Raw genomic sequence first — 16,675 nt, 5'->3', positions numbered from 1 at the left:
CTGGATCATACTCCAATCGCAGCGAAGAAAATGGCGAAGAACCCGTCTACAAGAATGACCAGGAAAATCGCCTTTACAACAGACATGGTGGTGTGGCGGCCAAGCGACTCAGAAGATCCCTCGACCTTCAGACCTTCAACGCAGGCAATGAGCCCAACAATCAACGCCATGAATGGCGCTTTTACAAGCCCAACGACAAGGGTTTCAGTCGTTATTGCGGCCTGAAGCTGCGTAAGGAAGGCAGCCGGTGGAATGTCGAGGTAAGCCCAGGTCACGAGGCCGGATCCGAACAGCGCAGACATGTCGGCAACGAAAGTCAGAATTGGAAGCGCGATCATGAGTGCCAGAATACGTGGCAGTACGAGCACTTCCGTCACGCTGAGGCCGATTACATGGAGCGCATCGACCTCTTCCTGCATGCGCATAGCGCCAAGTTCAGCGGTGAACGCCGATCCGGACCGTCCTGCGACCATGATCGCGGTCAAGATGACCCCAATTTCCCTGAGCACAAGAATACCGGCCAGGTCGACCACAAAGATATCTGCACCGAATTGCCTGAGATAGAACCCGCCCTGTTGGGAAATGATGGCACCGATCAAAAAACTCATCAGTGCGACGATGGGAACCGCGCCAATACAGCTTCGGTCGAACTGAACAGCAATTGAGATGCTGCGAAGACGCTTGGGTTGCAAGAGCACCGTTGACAGTACCAAGCCGAGCGATCCCAGAATGTGGAGCATCGCCTTGGCGTCCTTGCCGGCATCGACCATCTGACGACCGGTGGCCTCCAAAAACCCGGCAACCGAAAAGCCACTTTTTTCAGGCCGGTAGCTCGGAGGGTGGTGACGGTCGATCTCATCGAAGAGCGTTTGGCGAATGGGTGAAACGCCTGTCAATCCGACCCTGCGTCCCTCAAACTCCAGTCTTCCGCGTGTCCTGTGAATGAGCCATGCACCACTGGTATCCAGGTGCTCGATTTTGGAAACATCAATGCAGGTCAGCCGGTCCTTGCCGATATTCAGTTTGTCGATGAGCTTTTCAGCATCGCCGATGGTGCTGACGGTCCAGTCACCGGACAGCGCCAGAAACTGGTGTTCTGGACCATCCGCTTCGAATTCCATATCCGGTGCAATGTTCTTTTCCAGGAATGCCATTGCGGATGGCTGCCCCCTTGCCGCTACTCAATCATCCTCCGTATACCTGATTGAAAAGATCAGGTCACGGCCTCATAAAGGAGGCTTCGATTTCTACCAACAGACACCTGAGAGCGTAACTCATGGAAATTGCCCGGCCTTACCTTTTGTTTCTTGGGGACGTTCCCGATGCCCTGGCGGCAAAGACCGCGATTGGCATTGTCGACTGGCGCAAAGACTGGTGCGTCGGTCAGGTGCGATTGCAGGGATGTGCGGCCGATACGGGCCTGCCTGACATGTCGATTGGAGAAGGCAAGGCCGCCGGTGCGCAGACACTGGTTATCGGGGCCGTCAACGCAGGGGGCCGGTTGCCGGAACACTGGGTGACCTCCATCGTTGAAGCACTGGATGCGGGTCTTGATGTTGCCTCGGGTCTCCATGTGCGCCTTGGCGATATCGATGTCATCAAGGAGGCGGCAGAAAGAAACGGCCGCCAGCTGCATGATGTGCGGCTGAACACAATGACATTTGCCACCGGCAAGGGCACCAAACGCTCTGGCAAACGCATTCTGGCCGTGGGAACGGATTGCTCGGTCGGCAAGAAATACACCGCCCTTGCAATGGACAAGGCCATGAGCGAACGCGGTTACAACAGTTCGTTCTGTGCCACCGGCCAGACCGGTGTCTTCATTTCCGGTCGCGGCACCGCATTGGATGCAGTGATTGCCGACTTTATCGCAGGTGCCGCCGAATGGCTTTCCCCTGAAACGGACGACACCGCCTGGCAGATCATTGAGGGACAGGGATCCTTGTTCCACCCTTCGTTTGCCGGTGTCACGCTCGGTCTCCTTCACGGTTCGCAGCCTGACGGCTTCATCGTGTGTCATGAACCGACCCGTACCAAAATGCGCGGAGTTGAAACGCCTTTGCCCAGCATTCAGGAAGTCATAGACCTGACAATCCAGTGTGGCCAATTGACCAATCCGGAGATCCGCTGTGTCGGGATTGCGGTAAACACTGCCGCACTCGACGAAGATGAAGCGCAAGCCTACCTTGCCAAAGTCGGTGAAAAGCACGGCTTGCCGGCAACGGACCCGGTCCGTTTCGGCATGGAAGCGATCGTCGACAAGGTTTCAGCTGAGTTTGGTGCGCCATGAGCTTGTCAGTCGAGTTGGTAGCAGAGCGGTTTGAAATTGCCGGAGGATTTAAGATATCGCGCGAAACGCGAACGCATGCGCAAGTTGTTATGGTCACCGTCGGCGACGGCACATCGACAGGCCACGGCGAATGCGTCCCCTACCCTCGCTATGGTGAGACCCTTGAGAGCGTACAAACGCAAGTCGAGGAGATTGCCCCGCTTCTGAAAGAGGGGTTGTCGCGAGAGGCTTTGCTTAAGGCCATGCCTGCAGGAGCTGCCAGAAACGCTGTCGACTGTGCGCTCTGGGATCTTGAGGCCAAACGCTCGGGCCATTCCGCAGCCGTGATTGCCGGGCTCGGTGTTTTAAAACCTGTGACCACAGCCTTCACGATCAGCGTCGACACGCCGGGCATCATGGCTGAAAAGACCGCTGCTGCTGCTCATCGCCCGCTGTTGAAAGTCAAACTTGCAGGTGCAGGAGATGATGAACGCATTGCGGCTGTTCGTGCCTCCGCGCCGAACAGTACTTTGATTGTCGATGCAAACGAAGCCTGGGACGAAAGCTGCTTTGACAAAAACATGTCGGCTTGCGAGGCAGCAGGCGTTGCCTTGATCGAGCAGCCTCTGCCTGCCAAAGGCGATGACCTGCTGGCAGACGCAAATCATCCTGTGACCATCTGCGCCGACGAAAGCCTTCATCCTGGAAAAGGCGTTGATGAACTCCGCCGCAAATACGACGCGGTCAACATCAAGCTGGACAAGGCCGGAGGACTGACTGCAGCGCTCCAGCTTGTTCAGGAAGCAAAGGCAATGGAATTCAAGGTCATGATCGGCTGTATGCTCGGAACATCCCTTGCCATGGCACCAGCAGTGCTGATCGCACAGGATGCTGATTTTGTAGACTTGGATGGCCCGCTTCTTCTGGCTCGAGACAGGTCCCCAGGCCTTCATTTTGAAGGAAGTACGCTTTATCCGCCACAGCCCGACCTTTGGGGCTAACCGATTTTCGTACGCCGGCGCACCAAAGGCGTCAGCGCGAGCATGAAGACCGTACCGGTAAGAGCCACCAATGCCATAAGGTAGAATGGCCAATTTGGATTGATGTCATAAAGCGCCCCGCAGACGCTCAGTCCTATGGCCATTTGTACGCCGACCGAAGTCGCCAACAATCCTTGCCCGGTTCCGGCCCATCGGCTGGGCACGACCTTGGCAAGGATTGCCACGGCGCCAAGATGCGCAGCGCCAAAACTCAATCCGTGCAGAAGTTGCAGCGCGGCCATTGTTTCAAGCGTCTCAGCAAAAGGAAACAAACCCCACCGGACCACCGCTGCTGCACCGGCTGCAAACAGGAAGACCGGAGGGTCAAAACGCTGTGCCAACTTACCGGCAATTGCAAAAAGACCGATCTCAGCGACAACGCCGATGGCCCAAAGCCCTCCGATTGCCAGGTCAGGCACATTTTTCGATTGCCAGTATAGCGTGCCAAAACCGTAAAACGCGGCGTGACTGGCCTGAAAGAGCCCCAAGACGGTCAGGACAGGCCAAAACCACACCGTTCGAAAGGGTGTCGGGGCGTCTTCCGCTTCGTCTTGGGCGTCGTGTTCATCGCGCTGTTGACGCGGTAAGCTCATGACCACAGCGCATGTTGCAAGGCTTGCAGCACAAATCGCAACGACCAGCAGCCAGGCAGATCCTTCCGAAGTCAGTGCTCCACCGGCAAGTGTTGCAACCACAAACCCTGCTGATCCCCAGAGCCTCATACGCGCATAATCTGCACCTGTATTGCGCTGAACATCCAGCGCATAGGCATCGCTCAAGGGAACAATGGGGGCGTTCATCACCATAAATCCGATGACCGCAACACCGAGCATCAAAAGTCCGCCTGGGAGAAAGAAAAGTGCAAGCAACCCGGCTCCCGCAAGAGAGTAGATCATGACCGAAAAACGTCGCTGGCCAGACCTGTCGGACAGATTCGAAAGGATTGGACTCGCACCAATGCGAGAAATCGTACCGATTCCCAGAATTAATCCGATTTCAACCGGGCTTAAGCCCTTCAATCCGAGAACAACCGGGAAAAACGGCAGGAACAGGCCAAATCCAAAAAAATGGCAAGCAAACAGTGCTGAGACTCTTGCACCGATAGGGAACGAAATGTGTGGCATGAAAACCCTGGAAAGCGGCCACCGCAAAAAGATGTTAACGATTTTCATCTTACTCTTTGGGCGAAGTTGACCGTGTTACGGCAACCAACGACCCTTAGGCAAGTTGAGATTCGCGTCCACATGAAAGCGGAAGCAAAACAGGAACAAACAGAGCTGATCAGCGACGCTGAATATCAGACTCTTGAGCAAACCCTGATGGAATCCGACCGCGGGCGTCGGTTCCTGACGGAATTCCTCAAACGGCAAAAGACCCCGGAGACAACGGAGATCCTTGGCGCAATCCAGCGACTTGAGAAAGTCGTGACACGACAGCGCAAGGTACCCGACCTCGACAAGATTCGCCTCGACATCGCAGACATGCATGAGGCCATCGAACGAACGAAGTCGGAGATCGCTAATATCAAGCAGGAAGAGGACGACAGCAACCGTTTTGTCGATGCCTCACACGAACTGGACGCGATCGTCACGCAGACAGAAGGCGCGACCCAGTCGATCCTCGAGGCAGCGGAACAAATCCAGGAAAAGGCCTGGGTTCTTCGCGAAAACGGTGCCGATGATGCCACTTGCGACGATATCGACGCAAAAGCGACCGAAATCTTCATGGCATGCTCTTTCCAGGACCTGACCGGTCAGCGGACCAACAAGGTTGTTCAGGTACTGCGCTACCTGGAGAGCCGCATTAATCTGATGATCAACATCTGGGGCATCGAAGATGTTCAGCCAGATGCGCTCGCCGGCCCTGTCGACTCGCGCCCGGATGCGCATCTTCTGAACGGACCGCAACGCGCAGGCACTGGCGTTTCCCAAAACAACGTCGATGAACTGATGTCTGCAAGCGATGATGTCTTCGATGCGGCGTTGAAAGAAAACAGTGCCGAAGCACCTGCAGCGGAACCGGCTGCAACACCGGCAAGCGAAGCAGACGTCGACGCCATTATGGCCAGTGAATCCGACGTTGATGCGATCATGGCCGGTGGCGCTGAACCAATGGATGCCGCCGCAATAGATGACATGTTCGCTTCAGCTGGTTCGGCCGAGGCAGACGAACCGGAAATCGTCGAAGAAGCTGAACTTGAAAGCGCGGACCCTGACGCCATGTTGGACGAAGCAGCTATTGAAAAGCTGTTCGACAACGAAGTCGGCGAGAGCGAAGAAGCCGACGTTGCAGTCCTGTCTGACGTTAATGCGGAAGCAGAAGCGGAAGCTGACGCAGAATGGGAATTAACGGCTGAAACGACCGAAGCCGAAGGCGATGATCCTCTGGAACAGTTGTCAGAAGCCGAGCGTCAGGCACTCTTCAACTGATCCAACGTTTGGGTAAAGAAAAGGCGCTGCATATTGTGCAGCGCTTTTTTTTGTATTTGTCTTACCCTGAGGTCCAGTCCGCTTTTTGGAGTGTCAACGCGAATTCGCCTTCAACAGCATGTCGATGTCAATGTTCCCGCCAGTCAGGACAAGCCCAACGACCTTGCCGCGAAGCGGAAGTTTGCCGGTCAGAACCGCAGCCAGCGCTGCAGCACCGCCAGGTTCTACAACAAGCTTCAACTCCCTGAAAGCAAATGCGACGGCATCCAGAACTTCGTCATCCGAGACGGTGACGCCCTTGCCGGCCAATTGACGAAGGATTGAAAAGCCGACCTCCCCCGGGCTCTCGGAAAGCAAGGCATCACAGACCGAACCGGTTTTCCGGCTGTTCGACTGAAGCACACCAGCTTCCAGCGAACGCTGATAGTCATCGAACAGTTCCGGCTCGACCGTGTGAAATGTGGCAGATGGCGCCTTGTGTGAAAGTGCAAGCGCGATACCGCTTGATAGGCCTCCGCCGCCTGTGCAGGCCAGAACATCATCCAGTTGCAATCCCAAGGCGGTCGCCTGGGCAGCCAATTCCAAGCCTACGGTTCCTTGCCCCGCAATGACCGCAGGGTCGTTATAGGGGTGCACGAAGGTCGCCCCTGTTTCCGCACCGATTCTCGCTGCGATGGCATCGCGGTCTTCATTCTCACGATCGTAAGTCACAACCTCAGCGCCAAACTCGCGCGTGCGCGCCAGTTTAATCGCAGGGGCGTTCTGCGGCATGACAATCGTTGCCGGCATCCCAAGCAAACGGGCGCTGGCGGCAACGCCTTGCGCGTGATTGCCCGATGAACACGCAACGACGCCTTTTTGCCTGTCGTTTTCAGGAATGAGACTGAGGCGGTTGAAAGCACCACGAAATTTGAACGACCCGCTCCTCTGCAGGTTTTCCGGCTTGATCAGAACGGTCGCCCCGGTAAGTTCATCAAGTAACGGGTGGCGAAGCACAGGTGTCAGCAGCGCTTCTTCACGAATCCGCTCAGCTGCTGCTTCTATGTCTGCAAAAGATATGGCTTTTCCGGAATAGGCGGCCAATTCACCGTCGGAAGGCGTGGCATCAGTCTCGTTCATCGGCGCTCACCTCAATCGCTGTAGGGAAGTCCGATGACTAGTGAGAAATCGGTTCAAATTCAACAAGCCAGCAACAAATGAACAACCGCGCCCTGAAGAAACACCAAACACCTCCTGGTTTCATTCAGCAGCGTTCGCTTCGGCAAATTGGGTATTGTGAAGGTCACGTGCCCTTATGCAATTGTCCAGAAACTGGCGCGCACTTGCAGCCCAGGTGTAATTCATTGCAATCCTGCGGCAGTGTTCGCGGGGAATATCAAGCGCTGCTTCAGCTGCTTCCTGCAGATTTTCAGACAGAACACCCGCACCGGTATCACCAATGACATCCAGAGGTCCCATCACTGGAAATGCCGCGACCGGTACGCCGCAGGCAAGTGCCTCCAGCATGACATTGCCGAACGTATCGGTGAGCGAAGGGAATACAAAAACATCGCCATCGGAATAGTGCCGGGCAAGCACTTCTCCAACCATTGCGCCTGTGAAGTGGACGTCGGCATATTGGCGGCGGAGCACTTCAAGTTGGGGGCCGCCGCCAACGACAACCTTGGAGCCCTTCAACTTGAGATCCAGGAATGCCTCGATATTCTTTTCAACCGCGACACGCCCGACATACATAAAGACAGGTCTTGGCAAGTCGGCAGGCAGAACAGAACCTTCATAAGGCTTGAAGAGCTGCTCATCGACGCCGCGGGACCAGCGCATAAGGTTCTTGAACCCGCGCTCGCGGAGATCCTGTTCAAGAGACCGGGTTGCAACCATGCAGCCGCAGCCGGAGTTATGGAACCGACGAAGCCAGCCATAAGACCAGTTCAGCGGAACGGGCAGACGAGCGGAGACATATTCCGGAAACCGTGTGTGGTAGCTCGTCGTGAAGGGTTGACCGTTTTTTTTGGCAACGCTTGCAGCAAGCACACCGAGCGGTCCTTCAGTTGCGATATGCAGATGCTCGCAGTTGTATTCCTCGATTTTGCGGCGAACCATGCCCCGGTGCGCCAGGGACAGGCGTATCTCGGGATAGGTGGGGCATGGCAGCGTCAGAAAGGCCTGGGGCGACAGGACTTCAACGCGAACGCCGATAGCTTCCAGCTCCTCAGCGGTTCGCTCCAGGGATCTAACAACACCGTTTATTTGCGGATGCCAGGCATCCGTCACAATCAGAATGGAACTCATGCGGCGACCGAAGCTTCCTTCGTCTCCACCGGCACGGCTCCCATCCGGGCGCTGTTCACCCATCGTATCACCTCAAACGTACCATCGTGGTGCTCAGCAACCGCAGTGCAGCTCTCCACCCAGTCACCGGTGTTGATATAGTGAATTCCGTTCATATCACGGTCGGCGGCATGGTGAATGTGTCCGCAGATGACACCATCAACACCCTGGCGCCGCGCTTCTTCAGAAAGGGCTTCCTCGAACCGGCCAATGAAGCTTACCGCATTTTTGACTTTCAGCTTCGCCCAGGCCGAGAGTGACCAGTATGTCAGGCCCAGGCGGCGGCGCACCAGATTAAGCCAGGTGTTCACGTTGAGCGCAGTCACATAGGCCTTGTCACCGAAGAATGCGAGCCATTTGGCGTGCCTGATCACAACATCGAACTGGTCTCCGTGGATAACCAGATACCGTTTCCCGTTGGCCGCTTCATGCACGATGCTGTCCGCCACCTCGACACCTCCGAAATGGGTTCCCAGAAAATTTCTCAAAAACTCGTCATGATTTCCGGGAATATAAAGAACGCGTGCGCCCTTTCGGCCTTTACGAAGAATTTTCTGAACCACATCATTGTGGAACTGTGGCCAGTACCAGGAGCGCTTCAGCCGCCAGCCGTCGACAATATCTCCAACGAGATAGACCGTCTCGGCGTCATTTTCCTTCAGAAAGTCTAGCAGCAGTTCAGCTTGGCAACCGCGGGTGCCCAGGTGAACATCCGATATGAACAGAGCCCTGTAGTGGCGCGATGCCTCCGATGCAGACATGGCATTTCTCCAAATTCCTTTTGGAGCGCTTTAGACGCGATTCAGGTATCACTATTATGACAGAAAGCTTGGGGTACTGCCGTGGTTTCGATTTCCAACGTTTATGATTAACGCTGGATCAGCTCGCCGAACGCACCGCTATCCGTCTTGAACACCCAAACGTTACACCATTCCCCTGCGCGCACTTGGCTGTTTCAGCTACCGGATTGACGGCGCATTCGTTGGCAGCCAAAAGGGGCAACACGATTTCCCAAAGAGGAGACAAAAAATGGACTTGGGTCTAAAGGGTAAAAAGGCCATCATCTGTGCATCCAGCCGAGGTCTGGGTCGAGGGTGTGCGGAAGCCTTGGCGGAAGCAGGGTGCGACATTGTTTTGAACGGGCGCGACGAAACCGCACTTGCGACAACCAAAGCCGCCATTCAGGAACGCTTTGATGTGAATGTCCAAAGCGTTGCCGCTGACGTCTCAACCCGCGAAGGCCAGAATGCTCTGCTTGCGGCCTGCGCTGCCCCAGACATCCTGATCAACAACAACGGTGGCCCTCCTCGCCGGGATTACACCGAACTCACACGTGAAGCGCTGCTCGAAGGCACTGTCCAGAATTTCGTCACGCCAATCGAATTGATCCAGGCCGTAGTGCCTTCAATGAAGGAGCGCGGTTTCGGGAGGATCGTCAACATCACGTCTCTTTCGGTCAAGATGCCGATTGAAGGTCTGGATCTATCCAGCGGAGCTCGGGCCGGCCTCACAGCCTTTCTGGCCGGTGTAAGCCGCCAACTGGCGCCCCACGGCGTTACCGTGAACAACATCCTGCCGGGCAAGATGGACACAGACCGTCTGAAAGGCGGCTTTGAACTTTCTGCAAAGCAGTCCGGCAAAAGCGTCGCAACGATCCGCGAAGAACAAGCCGCAGGTATCCCGATAGGACGATTTGGCAACGCGGAAGAGTTCGGTCAAGCCTGTGCGTTCTTGTGCTCGCAATACGCCGGTTACATCACCGGACAGAACCTGCTGATCGACGGAGGCCTTTATCCGGCAGCGTTTTAACAGACCGTTCCGATAAAAAAGGCCGGGGTCTTCCCCGGCCTTTTGCATTCCACTTTAACTTGATCAGAATTTGTAGCGCATTGACGCGGAGATGATGTTCACGTGGCTGTCGACGTCGGCGGTGTAGGTGCCGAAGGCGGCGTTAAAGTCCTGGTGATTGGAATCGATGTTGATTTTCGTCGATTCTGGAATGATGTGCGTGTACCCCAAATCAAAAGACAAGTGCTTGTTGAAATTGTAGCTCGCACCTGCTGAGAGCCACCAGCGATTGTTGTCTGGCAAACGTGTTGACCGGATATCCTCGTCGATCGGTGAGATTTCGTAGCCAAGACCAGCGCGGAAAGTCAGCTTTTCGTTGTAGTCGTACTCACCGCCGAGCGAAAAGAACCAGCCGTCATCATAGTTGAAATGAAGCGTGGTCAGTGCTGCGCCGGTCGCATCGGAAATTGCACGCGGCGATTTCAGCCGGCTCCAGTTTGTCCACTCAACTGTTCCCAATACACGAATTTTGTCAGTGATCTGCTGCCGGGCTGAAACGTTGACCATGTCGGGTGTTACAACGCCAAGGCCGATGGCCCGGGTCACGCCGCCTACGAACAGGTCACCATCAAGATCATGGCCGACGCCGGAACGATAACCGACACCGATTTCCGTACCTTTCATGGGGCGTACTGTCAGGCCGGCCGTAACACCGTAGCCAATGCTGCTGCCCGAGATTTCGTTCGAACGCGGAAACCCTGCTCCAGAGGTCGCGTCTGCCGACTTCAGCGAGACATCCAGGTATTGAACCTGAATACCAACGGCCAAAGAGAACATCTCATTGATCTGGAGAGCCACCGCCGGGTTTACGTTCAACGAGAAAACGGACGACGATCTTGAATAGAACTGTGCCGCCCAGTTCTGCTCCGGTTTGGTAGACAAACCAAAGGGCGCATTGACGCCGACACCGAAGATCAACTGATCGTTCAATCGATAAGCGGCATAGGACGCGGGAATAAACGCATCGGACGCGATGTCACCGCTTCCGATAGAGGATGTTCCAAGCGCTCCCCCGCTGAGCGTTCCATTGATATCTGATACCGGAAAAAGCCCCGAATTGTGCGCCTCAACAGTCAGCCCCTGTTGCGCACCTATAAGCGATGCCGGGTTCCAATACATGGAGGATATACCACCGCCCGAGGTCCCGTAGCCTGCAAATGACAGCCCCTGATAGTAGGAACTTTGCTCTCTAAGAGCAAAGCCGCCTGCATGCGCACTGGTCGCGACTACAGATAGAATAATTGCAGAGGTTGTAAGTAGTAGTGTTCTTTTGTCTGCCCACGGCATTGCGTTTTCTCCCGTCCTCATGCCCAAGGATGTTTCGTGACATCTCTAGACAGGTTTCCCGGAGAACGAAGGTCGATTCAACACGTTTAAAAACTCAATCAGCTTTAAGAAAAACTATGCTGCAGCGCGAAATAAGCCTCAATCAGACAGGTTATTCTCTTGGGTTGGATCATAACACTGACGAAAGGTTCTCTTCCGAGACTGTTTGTCATGTTGGCGACACACTTTCACACGATTGCACAAAAAACAGGCAGTCACGAGAAGACCTTCCGATAACGTCAATTAACCTGTGGACGTTGCGGCTTTGCCACACGTACCCTAAGGGAATATGCCGCCCTTGTTGGACATATTTCCGCAGAAACACTGGTAATTTGCACAATCCATTGAAACGCAATTTGGAAGATTATCGCCTTTTCCAAGGTTCCAATTTGTCTCCAAGGAGTTGAATTCGCCTCGAAATCAGATCGATTTTTAAAAGAAACCACAGACTTCGACGGCACAACCTCCGTGTGTCATCGCCCTGTTCGTCAATATGGTTGTTGGTGCTCTTTGCCTCAGATGCGGTTGCGAGACCGACAGGCCATACCGGGAGGGTACGGCCTTGCCGGATATCGCTTTACACGCTGTCGTCTCTGGCTGTCATGAAGCTTCGCATCGCGACACTGCTCCAGGGACCTAGTCTGCGTTTCGCGGACTGGTGGCTTTCGAATATCCGCTTCGCCAAGGGGTCTTTCTCCGCAAACTCTGCCAGGACAATGCCCGCGGTCTCTTTCAGAGCACTCAGAACATCATCTGGGTATGGCAACACACTGACACCGTCTTCTTCTTGAAGCAGCTGCAGCGAGCCCGCGTTTTCCCAATCACTTTCAGCAAGCGCCCGTCCGTTCTCCGCGCGGCATGCCTCTGTCAAGATACTCTGGAGGTCTTTCGGCAACCGATCAAATGCATCCTGATTGAAAAGGGCTTCACCGGTCCCGTTGGGTTCATGAAAGCCAGGCGAATAGTAGGACTTGGCGACTTTCTGAAATCCCATCGCGCGATCGGACCAGGGACCGAGAAACTCGGTGGCATCGAGAACACCGGATTGAAGTGCCTGAAAGAGTTCGCCTGGTGGCAATCCAACAGGCGTCGCCCCGAGACGCCGCATGACTTCACCGCCGAGACCCGGCATGCGGATTTTCAGCCCCTTCAAGTCATCGAGCCCTTGAAGCTCCTTTTTGTACCACCCCCCCATCTGGACGCCCGTATTGCCCGCCATGACAGGTTTCAAACCGAACGGGGCATAAAGCTCGTCCCAAAGTGCTTGCCCACCACCACGTTCGATCCACGAGATATGCTCATAAGGCAACAGTCCAAAGGGGATGGCTGTGAAAAAAACCGAAGCCGGTATCTTGCCCTGCCAAAAGAACGACGCCGTATGGGCCATTTCCGCCGTTCCGGCCGACACCGCATCGAACACCCCAAGGGCAGGGACCAATTCGCCTGCTGCATAGAGCCGGATCTTAAACCGGCCGTTGGACATGGCCGCAACCTGATCGCTTATCCGCTGCGCACTCACACCTGGGCCGGGCAAATTTTTGGGCCAGGAGGTCACCATCTTCCATTCGATGGGAGCCATATCGTCTGCGATTGCCGGCGCAGCGAGGACGGATGCGCCGGAAAGGGCAGATGTCGCCAAAATGGACCGGCGGTTGATGAGACGTCTTTCTGACGATTTCGTATCCGTCATCTCATTTGCTCCAAAGGGAATGATAGTGGTGAACCGGCCCGTGTCCCTGGCCTATGTCGAGCGTATCGGCAGCCGAAATTGCTGCCTGAATGTAGGTCTTTGCTGATCTGACCGAGGCTTCAAGCCCCTGCCCTTTGGCAAGCCCTGCCGCAATCGCAGATGAAAGCGTACAACCGGTACCGTGGGTATTGTTCGTGGCAATGCGTGTTTCGCGTAGCCAGAGCGCTGACCCGTTCGCCGTCAGGAAAAGATCTGCACTCTCCTGACCGGTTCCATGCCCCCCTTTCAGGAGAACAGAGCGCGCGCCAAGTTGGAGAAGACTTTCAGCCTGTTCCTGCATTTGCGCTTCTGTCTCGGCGACACCTGTCTCAAGCATTCTGGCCGCTTCATGAAGATTGGGCGTAATCACCTCGGCCAGGGGCACAAGGACCTCGATCAAACTGGAGACTGCGCTGGCTTGAAGCAGAGGGTCGCCGGAGGCGGCAACCATTACCGGATCAAGGACAACCGGCCCGGTTTTGTGGGCATTAAGCCCCTCAGCAACGGCTTCTATGATCGGAACCTGTGAAAGCATGCCAATTTTGGTTGCCCCAGCTTTCAAGTCGGAATAGACGGCATCCATCTGGGCACGCACAAATTCGGGTGGAATATCGTGAATGGCGCTCACACCACGGGTGTTTTGCGCAGTCAACGCCGTTAAGACGCTGGCACCGTAAACACCGTTTGCCGAAAAGGATTTCAGATCAGCTTGAATGCCGGCACCGCCGCCGGAATCAGAGCCTGCAATCGTCACCGCAATCGCGGTCATGGTGTCCTCCTTCGAAAATCAGGAAATCTTGGTTCTTAAGCGCTGCGAAGCCTGGCTTCGATATCGCTGAGGCTGAGGTTGTAAAGTGCGTCGAGCAGTTCAGGCACAAACGTTCCCGGACCAGCAGCCTGACCGGCAGCAACTTCACCCGCAATATTGAACACCGACAGACCGGCAGCCGCTGCCAGCGCGGTATCCTTTTCAACACTTGCAAATGCTGCCAGGACCGCGCCTCCAGCACACCCGGTTGCCGTCACCCGCGCCATCAGGGGATCGCCGTTGAGAAGATGAAAATCTCTCTCTCGGCTTTCGATCTTGTCCCTTTCACCGGTCACGGCAAGAACAGTTCCCTTTGCAATCAGCGCCTCGGCATCTGCCCGCTCCTGAAATAGCGCGCTCTGTTCAGCCTCGTTCAGGCGAACAAGATCCGGCTGACTGACCAAAAGTTCCTTGGCGAACGCACATCGCACTGGTGAAAGGTTCACATATACCGGATCGATCAGAACGGGGTGTTCATTGTCGCGTGCAGCGGCAACAGCCAAGGGAATTGCCGCCCGGCGGGTTTCGTCCAGCGTACCAAGGTTGACCAGAAGCGCATCTGCACCGGCAGCAAAGCTGGCAACCTCCTGGGGAGCAATGGTCATCGAAGGAATGGCACCGAGCGCGAGCAGCACATTGGCAGTAAAGCCCTGTGCAACAGCATTGGTTATTGCGTGTACGCGCGGTTCACGTTTGCGCACACGTTGCAGAAGTTCGAAAACCGTCTCGGGCTGGAGATCTTGTGTTGAAGCCGCGATGGAGAGGCTCATGTGCTCCTCCCGGACATCGTTGGTTTCAGACTGCAAAACTCTGCGAGATTGAACAGGGCTGTTGCCAGACACATCGTCATCTCAAATCCCTCCGCCGGTATCAGCCGGATCAGGTTCAAGGAGTTGGCAAGTCGCCTCTCAGCCCGCGCCACAATGGCCGGGCACCCCCATGAGATGCTTGCACTGCTAACAAGGCTGACGGCGGATTGCAAGTACCTGCCCAAAGGCTTGTCGGGATCTGCAATTGACTGCGGCGGGGAGATGCGCGATGTCCTTGAGAGCAGTCTTTTCCAACGCGCCAAACGTCCGGAGCTCCGCATGACCCCGTTTTTCGTGATGATCAAATGCCAACTGGGCAAGACCTATCAGGTTGCCAGCGCTATCGCAGATGCGGAAATCGCGTCAGAAGTCTATTCCACCAGTGGCGACTATGATCTGCTGGTCAAGTTCTATGTCGAAAGCGATGCGGACATCGGCCATTTCGTCAATGAAAAGGTCCATCCGATCGATGGCATTCAGGACACCAAAACAATCATTACGTTCAAAGCCTTTTAAAGCGCCGCAAGCAGGAGCCGACAAATGCGCATGATGAAATCAGCCCTGTTCTCCGCAGCCCTCTGCATTCTGCCGCTTGCCGCAGGTTTGCCGGCCAAGGCACAAGGCATGCCGCCGGAACAGATCAAACAAATTCTTGACGTTACCAAGACCAGCTGGGTGGCTTTCCGGGATTGGGAAGGTCAGGACCTTATTTATTTCACCCATCTTGAAGCCTGGAAATGTGGCATCGACTATGTCTTCTTCGGCCTGAACGGAGGACCGCTGGAGGAAGTCTGGGAACTGGATGAGTGTGATCCGGACAATCCAAACGCGGTCTTGAAAGACAAGCCATACCTGGAATTGCCGGACGGATCGGTTCAATCCATCAGCGTTCAGCTTGTCTTTCCGGACGGAACCAAAAGCGCGGTCGAAACCTACCCCTACAAACCGCAGTAATCGGCAGTGGTTGGTAAAAGCCTGATCCTTGGATCAAGACTTCGACGGTGAGGACGCTCGTCGTGCCTTGGTTCTGTCGAGGCCAAGCCTGTGCTCGCGGTAGATCACGAAAATACCGGCGGCAATGACGATCATCGCGCCGAGCACCACTTCGGTGACCGGCACTTCGGAAAAAATCAGCCAACCGACGATAATCGCCCACAGCATGTTGACGTAATCGAATGGTGCAATGGTTGAGGCTTCCGCATAGCGATAGCTTTGCGTCAGAAAGATTTGTCCGACACCACCCGCGAGCCCGATCAGAACCAGCAGACCCGCAGTAGATGCATCCGGCCACACCCAGGCCTGACCAGGCGCAAACAACCCCAGCGGAAAGGTCAGCAGGGACAGCAGGGTGGCTGCACCGGCAAACCAGGTCACAATGGTTGACGTGCGTTCTGTCTCGCACAGCTTGCGTACAGTGATCATGGCCAGCGCGGCAAAACCCGCGCCCGTGACACCGATCAGTGCGCCAAGAGCAGAGGCATTGTCGAGCTGCCCTTCACCAAGGTGGGGTGACAAGACGACAAGAATGCCGAGAAAGCCAACGCCGACTGCGCTCCAGCGATAGATGCGGACCTGTTCGCCAAGCAGAAAAAACGCGAGGACAACCACGATCAGGGGCGTGGCAAAACCGATCGCGGTCGCATCCGGCAACGGCAGCAGATAGAGCGCGGTAAAACCGCAGACCATCGCTGAAAGTCCGACGGCTGCGCGCGTCAGATGACCTTTCGGATTCTGTGTTTCAAAGGCAAGTCCAAGTTCACCCCGAAAGGCAACCATCAATAGAACCGGAAAAAGACCGAAAAAGTTTCGCGCGAAAACAAGCTGACCAATTGGTACTGTTTCAGCTGCAATCTTCAGAGCCGTTGCCATGACGAAGAAGGCGATTGTCGAGGCAAGTTTCAGCGAAATACCGAGCATGGGCGCGTGACGCGTCATTCCTGTCGGAGCGGGCTGCCTTTTCAATCGGGTTTTCACGCTTGCTAGCGTCATGTGGAATTCCAGGAACCGGCGCAATGAATATGTCTTGCCCGTGATGCACCGGACTGGAAATCACGTGACGTTGAACAGAAACTGCCATCGACTGAAGGTT

The 16,675-nt window shown here is 55.3% G+C and carries 16 protein-coding genes and 1 riboswitch; of the genes, 6 read left to right on the top strand and 10 right to left on the bottom strand.

Features of this window, described 5'->3' with window-relative positions:
- Positions 1–5 precede the first annotated feature (5 nt).
- A complete protein-coding gene (locus Q0835_RS07215) occupies positions 6–1,154 on the bottom strand; it encodes an ABC transporter permease (protein ID WP_298959772.1) in 1,149 nt (382 codons plus the stop codon).
- 122 nt (positions 1,155–1,276) lie between these two features.
- On the opposite strand from Q0835_RS07215, the gene dgcN reads away from it, so the two are divergent.
- The gene (gene dgcN, locus Q0835_RS07210) at positions 1,277–2,290 is read left to right on the top strand and encodes an N-acetyltransferase DgcN (RefSeq protein ID WP_298959770.1); all 1,014 of its coding nucleotides are present in this window, start codon (positions 1,277–1,279) and stop codon (positions 2,288–2,290) included.
- Complete coding sequence (dgcA, locus tag Q0835_RS07205) at positions 2,287–3,270, top strand: N-acetyl-D-Glu racemase DgcA (protein WP_298959768.1); 984 nt, start codon at positions 2,287–2,289, stop codon at positions 3,268–3,270. The genes dgcN and dgcA overlap by 4 nt, the downstream gene beginning before the upstream one ends.
- Here dgcA and Q0835_RS07200 read toward each other — a convergent pair.
- Positions 3,267–4,433 (bottom strand): MFS transporter, encoded by a 1,167-nt coding sequence (locus Q0835_RS07200; RefSeq protein WP_298960172.1) that lies wholly within the window; start codon positions 4,431–4,433, stop codon positions 3,267–3,269. The genes dgcA and Q0835_RS07200 overlap by 4 nt on opposite strands.
- A gap of 120 nt (positions 4,434–4,553) precedes the next feature.
- On the opposite strand from Q0835_RS07200, the gene Q0835_RS07195 reads away from it, so the two are divergent.
- Entirely contained in the window at positions 4,554–5,738 is a 1,185-nt protein-coding gene (locus tag Q0835_RS07195; RefSeq protein WP_298959766.1) for a protein phosphatase CheZ, read from the top strand.
- A 93-nt stretch (positions 5,739–5,831) separates the two neighbouring features.
- On the opposite strand, the gene Q0835_RS07190 is transcribed toward Q0835_RS07195, so the two are convergent.
- From Q0835_RS07190 to Q0835_RS07180, 3 genes are all read right to left on the bottom strand, one after another.
- A complete protein-coding gene (locus Q0835_RS07190) occupies positions 5,832–6,857 on the bottom strand; it encodes a threonine/serine dehydratase (RefSeq protein WP_298959763.1) in 1,026 nt (341 codons plus the stop codon).
- 120 nt (positions 6,858–6,977) lie between these two features.
- The gene (locus Q0835_RS07185) at positions 6,978–8,027 is read right to left on the bottom strand and encodes a glycosyltransferase family 1 protein (protein ID WP_298819511.1); all 1,050 of its coding nucleotides are present in this window, start codon (positions 8,025–8,027) and stop codon (positions 6,978–6,980) included.
- Positions 8,024–8,827, bottom strand: coding sequence for a UDP-2,3-diacylglucosamine diphosphatase (locus tag Q0835_RS07180; protein ID WP_298959761.1), 804 nt, complete (start codon positions 8,825–8,827; stop codon positions 8,024–8,026). Before Q0835_RS07180 ends, Q0835_RS07185 begins: the two co-directional genes overlap by 4 nt.
- 268 nt (positions 8,828–9,095) lie before the next feature.
- On the opposite strand from Q0835_RS07180, the gene Q0835_RS07175 reads away from it, so the two are divergent.
- Positions 9,096–9,875, top strand: a complete 780-nt coding sequence (locus tag Q0835_RS07175; protein ID WP_298819362.1) for an SDR family oxidoreductase — start codon at positions 9,096–9,098, stop codon at positions 9,873–9,875.
- A gap of 63 nt (positions 9,876–9,938) precedes the next feature.
- Here Q0835_RS07175 and Q0835_RS07170 read toward each other — a convergent pair whose 3' ends face one another.
- The 4 genes from Q0835_RS07170 to Q0835_RS07155 form a co-directional block, all read right to left on the bottom strand.
- Positions 9,939–11,201, bottom strand: a complete 1,263-nt coding sequence (locus Q0835_RS07170) for an OmpP1/FadL family transporter (protein WP_298819360.1) — start codon at positions 11,199–11,201, stop codon at positions 9,939–9,941.
- A gap of 616 nt (positions 11,202–11,817) precedes the next feature.
- Entirely contained in the window at positions 11,818–12,930 is a 1,113-nt protein-coding gene (locus Q0835_RS07165; protein ID WP_298959759.1) for a TRAP transporter substrate-binding protein, read from the bottom strand.
- A 1-nt stretch (position 12,931) separates the two neighbouring features.
- Entirely contained in the window at positions 12,932–13,738 is an 807-nt protein-coding gene (thiD, locus tag Q0835_RS07160; protein ID WP_298959757.1) for a bifunctional hydroxymethylpyrimidine kinase/phosphomethylpyrimidine kinase, read from the bottom strand.
- A 35-nt stretch (positions 13,739–13,773) separates the two neighbouring features.
- The gene (locus Q0835_RS07155) at positions 13,774–14,547 is read right to left on the bottom strand and encodes a hydroxyethylthiazole kinase (protein ID WP_298959755.1); all 774 of its coding nucleotides are present in this window, start codon (positions 14,545–14,547) and stop codon (positions 13,774–13,776) included.
- A gap of 68 nt (positions 14,548–14,615) precedes the next feature.
- Positions 14,616–14,726, bottom strand: a riboswitch (TPP riboswitch).
- A 139-nt stretch (positions 14,727–14,865) separates the two neighbouring features.
- Between Q0835_RS07155 and Q0835_RS07150 the strand changes: the two genes are divergently transcribed.
- Together Q0835_RS07150 and Q0835_RS07145 are read left to right on the top strand one after the other, a co-directional pair.
- Positions 14,866–15,102 carry an Lrp/AsnC ligand binding domain-containing protein gene (locus tag Q0835_RS07150; protein ID WP_152500931.1) on the top strand — a complete coding sequence of 79 codons (237 nt, stop codon included), beginning with the start codon at positions 14,866–14,868 and terminating at the stop codon, positions 15,100–15,102.
- Between the two features lie 24 nt (positions 15,103–15,126).
- Entirely contained in the window at positions 15,127–15,540 is a 414-nt protein-coding gene (locus tag Q0835_RS07145) for a hypothetical protein (protein WP_298819350.1), read from the top strand.
- A gap of 33 nt (positions 15,541–15,573) precedes the next feature.
- Here Q0835_RS07145 and Q0835_RS07140 read toward each other — a convergent pair whose 3' ends face one another.
- Entirely contained in the window at positions 15,574–16,575 is a 1,002-nt protein-coding gene (locus tag Q0835_RS07140; protein ID WP_298959749.1) for a DMT family transporter, read from the bottom strand.
- Positions 16,576–16,675: the final 100 nt, after the last annotated feature.

It is taken from the genome of uncultured Roseibium sp. (assembly GCF_947499295.1).
Taxonomy (GTDB): Bacteria; Pseudomonadota; Alphaproteobacteria; order Rhizobiales; family Stappiaceae; genus Roseibium.
The sequence above is the reverse complement of the archived record's forward strand: the minus strand, read 5'-3'. Positions and strand labels throughout refer to the sequence as shown.

Coding starts and splice junctions, on each gene's coding strand:
- Q0835_RS07215 (WP_298959772.1), bottom strand. CDS start 1,154: ATGGCATTCCTGGAAAAGAACATTGCACCGGATATGGAATTCGAAGCG.
- dgcN (WP_298959770.1), top strand. CDS start 1,277: ATGGAAATTGCCCGGCCTTACCTTTTGTTTCTTGGGGACGTTCCCGAT.
- dgcA (WP_298959768.1), top strand. CDS start 2,287: ATGAGCTTGTCAGTCGAGTTGGTAGCAGAGCGGTTTGAAATTGCCGGA.
- Q0835_RS07200 (WP_298960172.1), bottom strand. CDS start 4,433: ATGCCACACATTTCGTTCCCTATCGGTGCAAGAGTCTCAGCACTGTTT.
- Q0835_RS07195 (WP_298959766.1), top strand. CDS start 4,554: ATGAAAGCGGAAGCAAAACAGGAACAAACAGAGCTGATCAGCGACGCT.
- Q0835_RS07190 (WP_298959763.1), bottom strand. CDS start 6,857: ATGAACGAGACTGATGCCACGCCTTCCGACGGTGAATTGGCCGCCTAT.
- Q0835_RS07185 (WP_298819511.1), bottom strand. CDS start 8,027: ATGAGTTCCATTCTGATTGTGACGGATGCCTGGCATCCGCAAATAAAC.
- Q0835_RS07180 (WP_298959761.1), bottom strand. CDS start 8,827: ATGTCTGCATCGGAGGCATCGCGCCACTACAGGGCTCTGTTCATATCG.
- Q0835_RS07175 (WP_298819362.1), top strand. CDS start 9,096: ATGGACTTGGGTCTAAAGGGTAAAAAGGCCATCATCTGTGCATCCAGC.
- Q0835_RS07170 (WP_298819360.1), bottom strand. CDS start 11,201: ATGCCGTGGGCAGACAAAAGAACACTACTACTTACAACCTCTGCAATT.
- Q0835_RS07165 (WP_298959759.1), bottom strand. CDS start 12,930: ATGACGGATACGAAATCGTCAGAAAGACGTCTCATCAACCGCCGGTCC.
- thiD (WP_298959757.1), bottom strand. CDS start 13,738: ATGACCGCGATTGCGGTGACGATTGCAGGCTCTGATTCCGGCGGCGGT.
- Q0835_RS07155 (WP_298959755.1), bottom strand. CDS start 14,547: ATGAGCCTCTCCATCGCGGCTTCAACACAAGATCTCCAGCCCGAGACG.
- Q0835_RS07150 (WP_152500931.1), top strand. CDS start 14,866: ATGACCCCGTTTTTCGTGATGATCAAATGCCAACTGGGCAAGACCTAT.
- Q0835_RS07145 (WP_298819350.1), top strand. CDS start 15,127: ATGCGCATGATGAAATCAGCCCTGTTCTCCGCAGCCCTCTGCATTCTG.
- Q0835_RS07140 (WP_298959749.1), bottom strand. CDS start 16,575: ATGACGCTAGCAAGCGTGAAAACCCGATTGAAAAGGCAGCCCGCTCCG.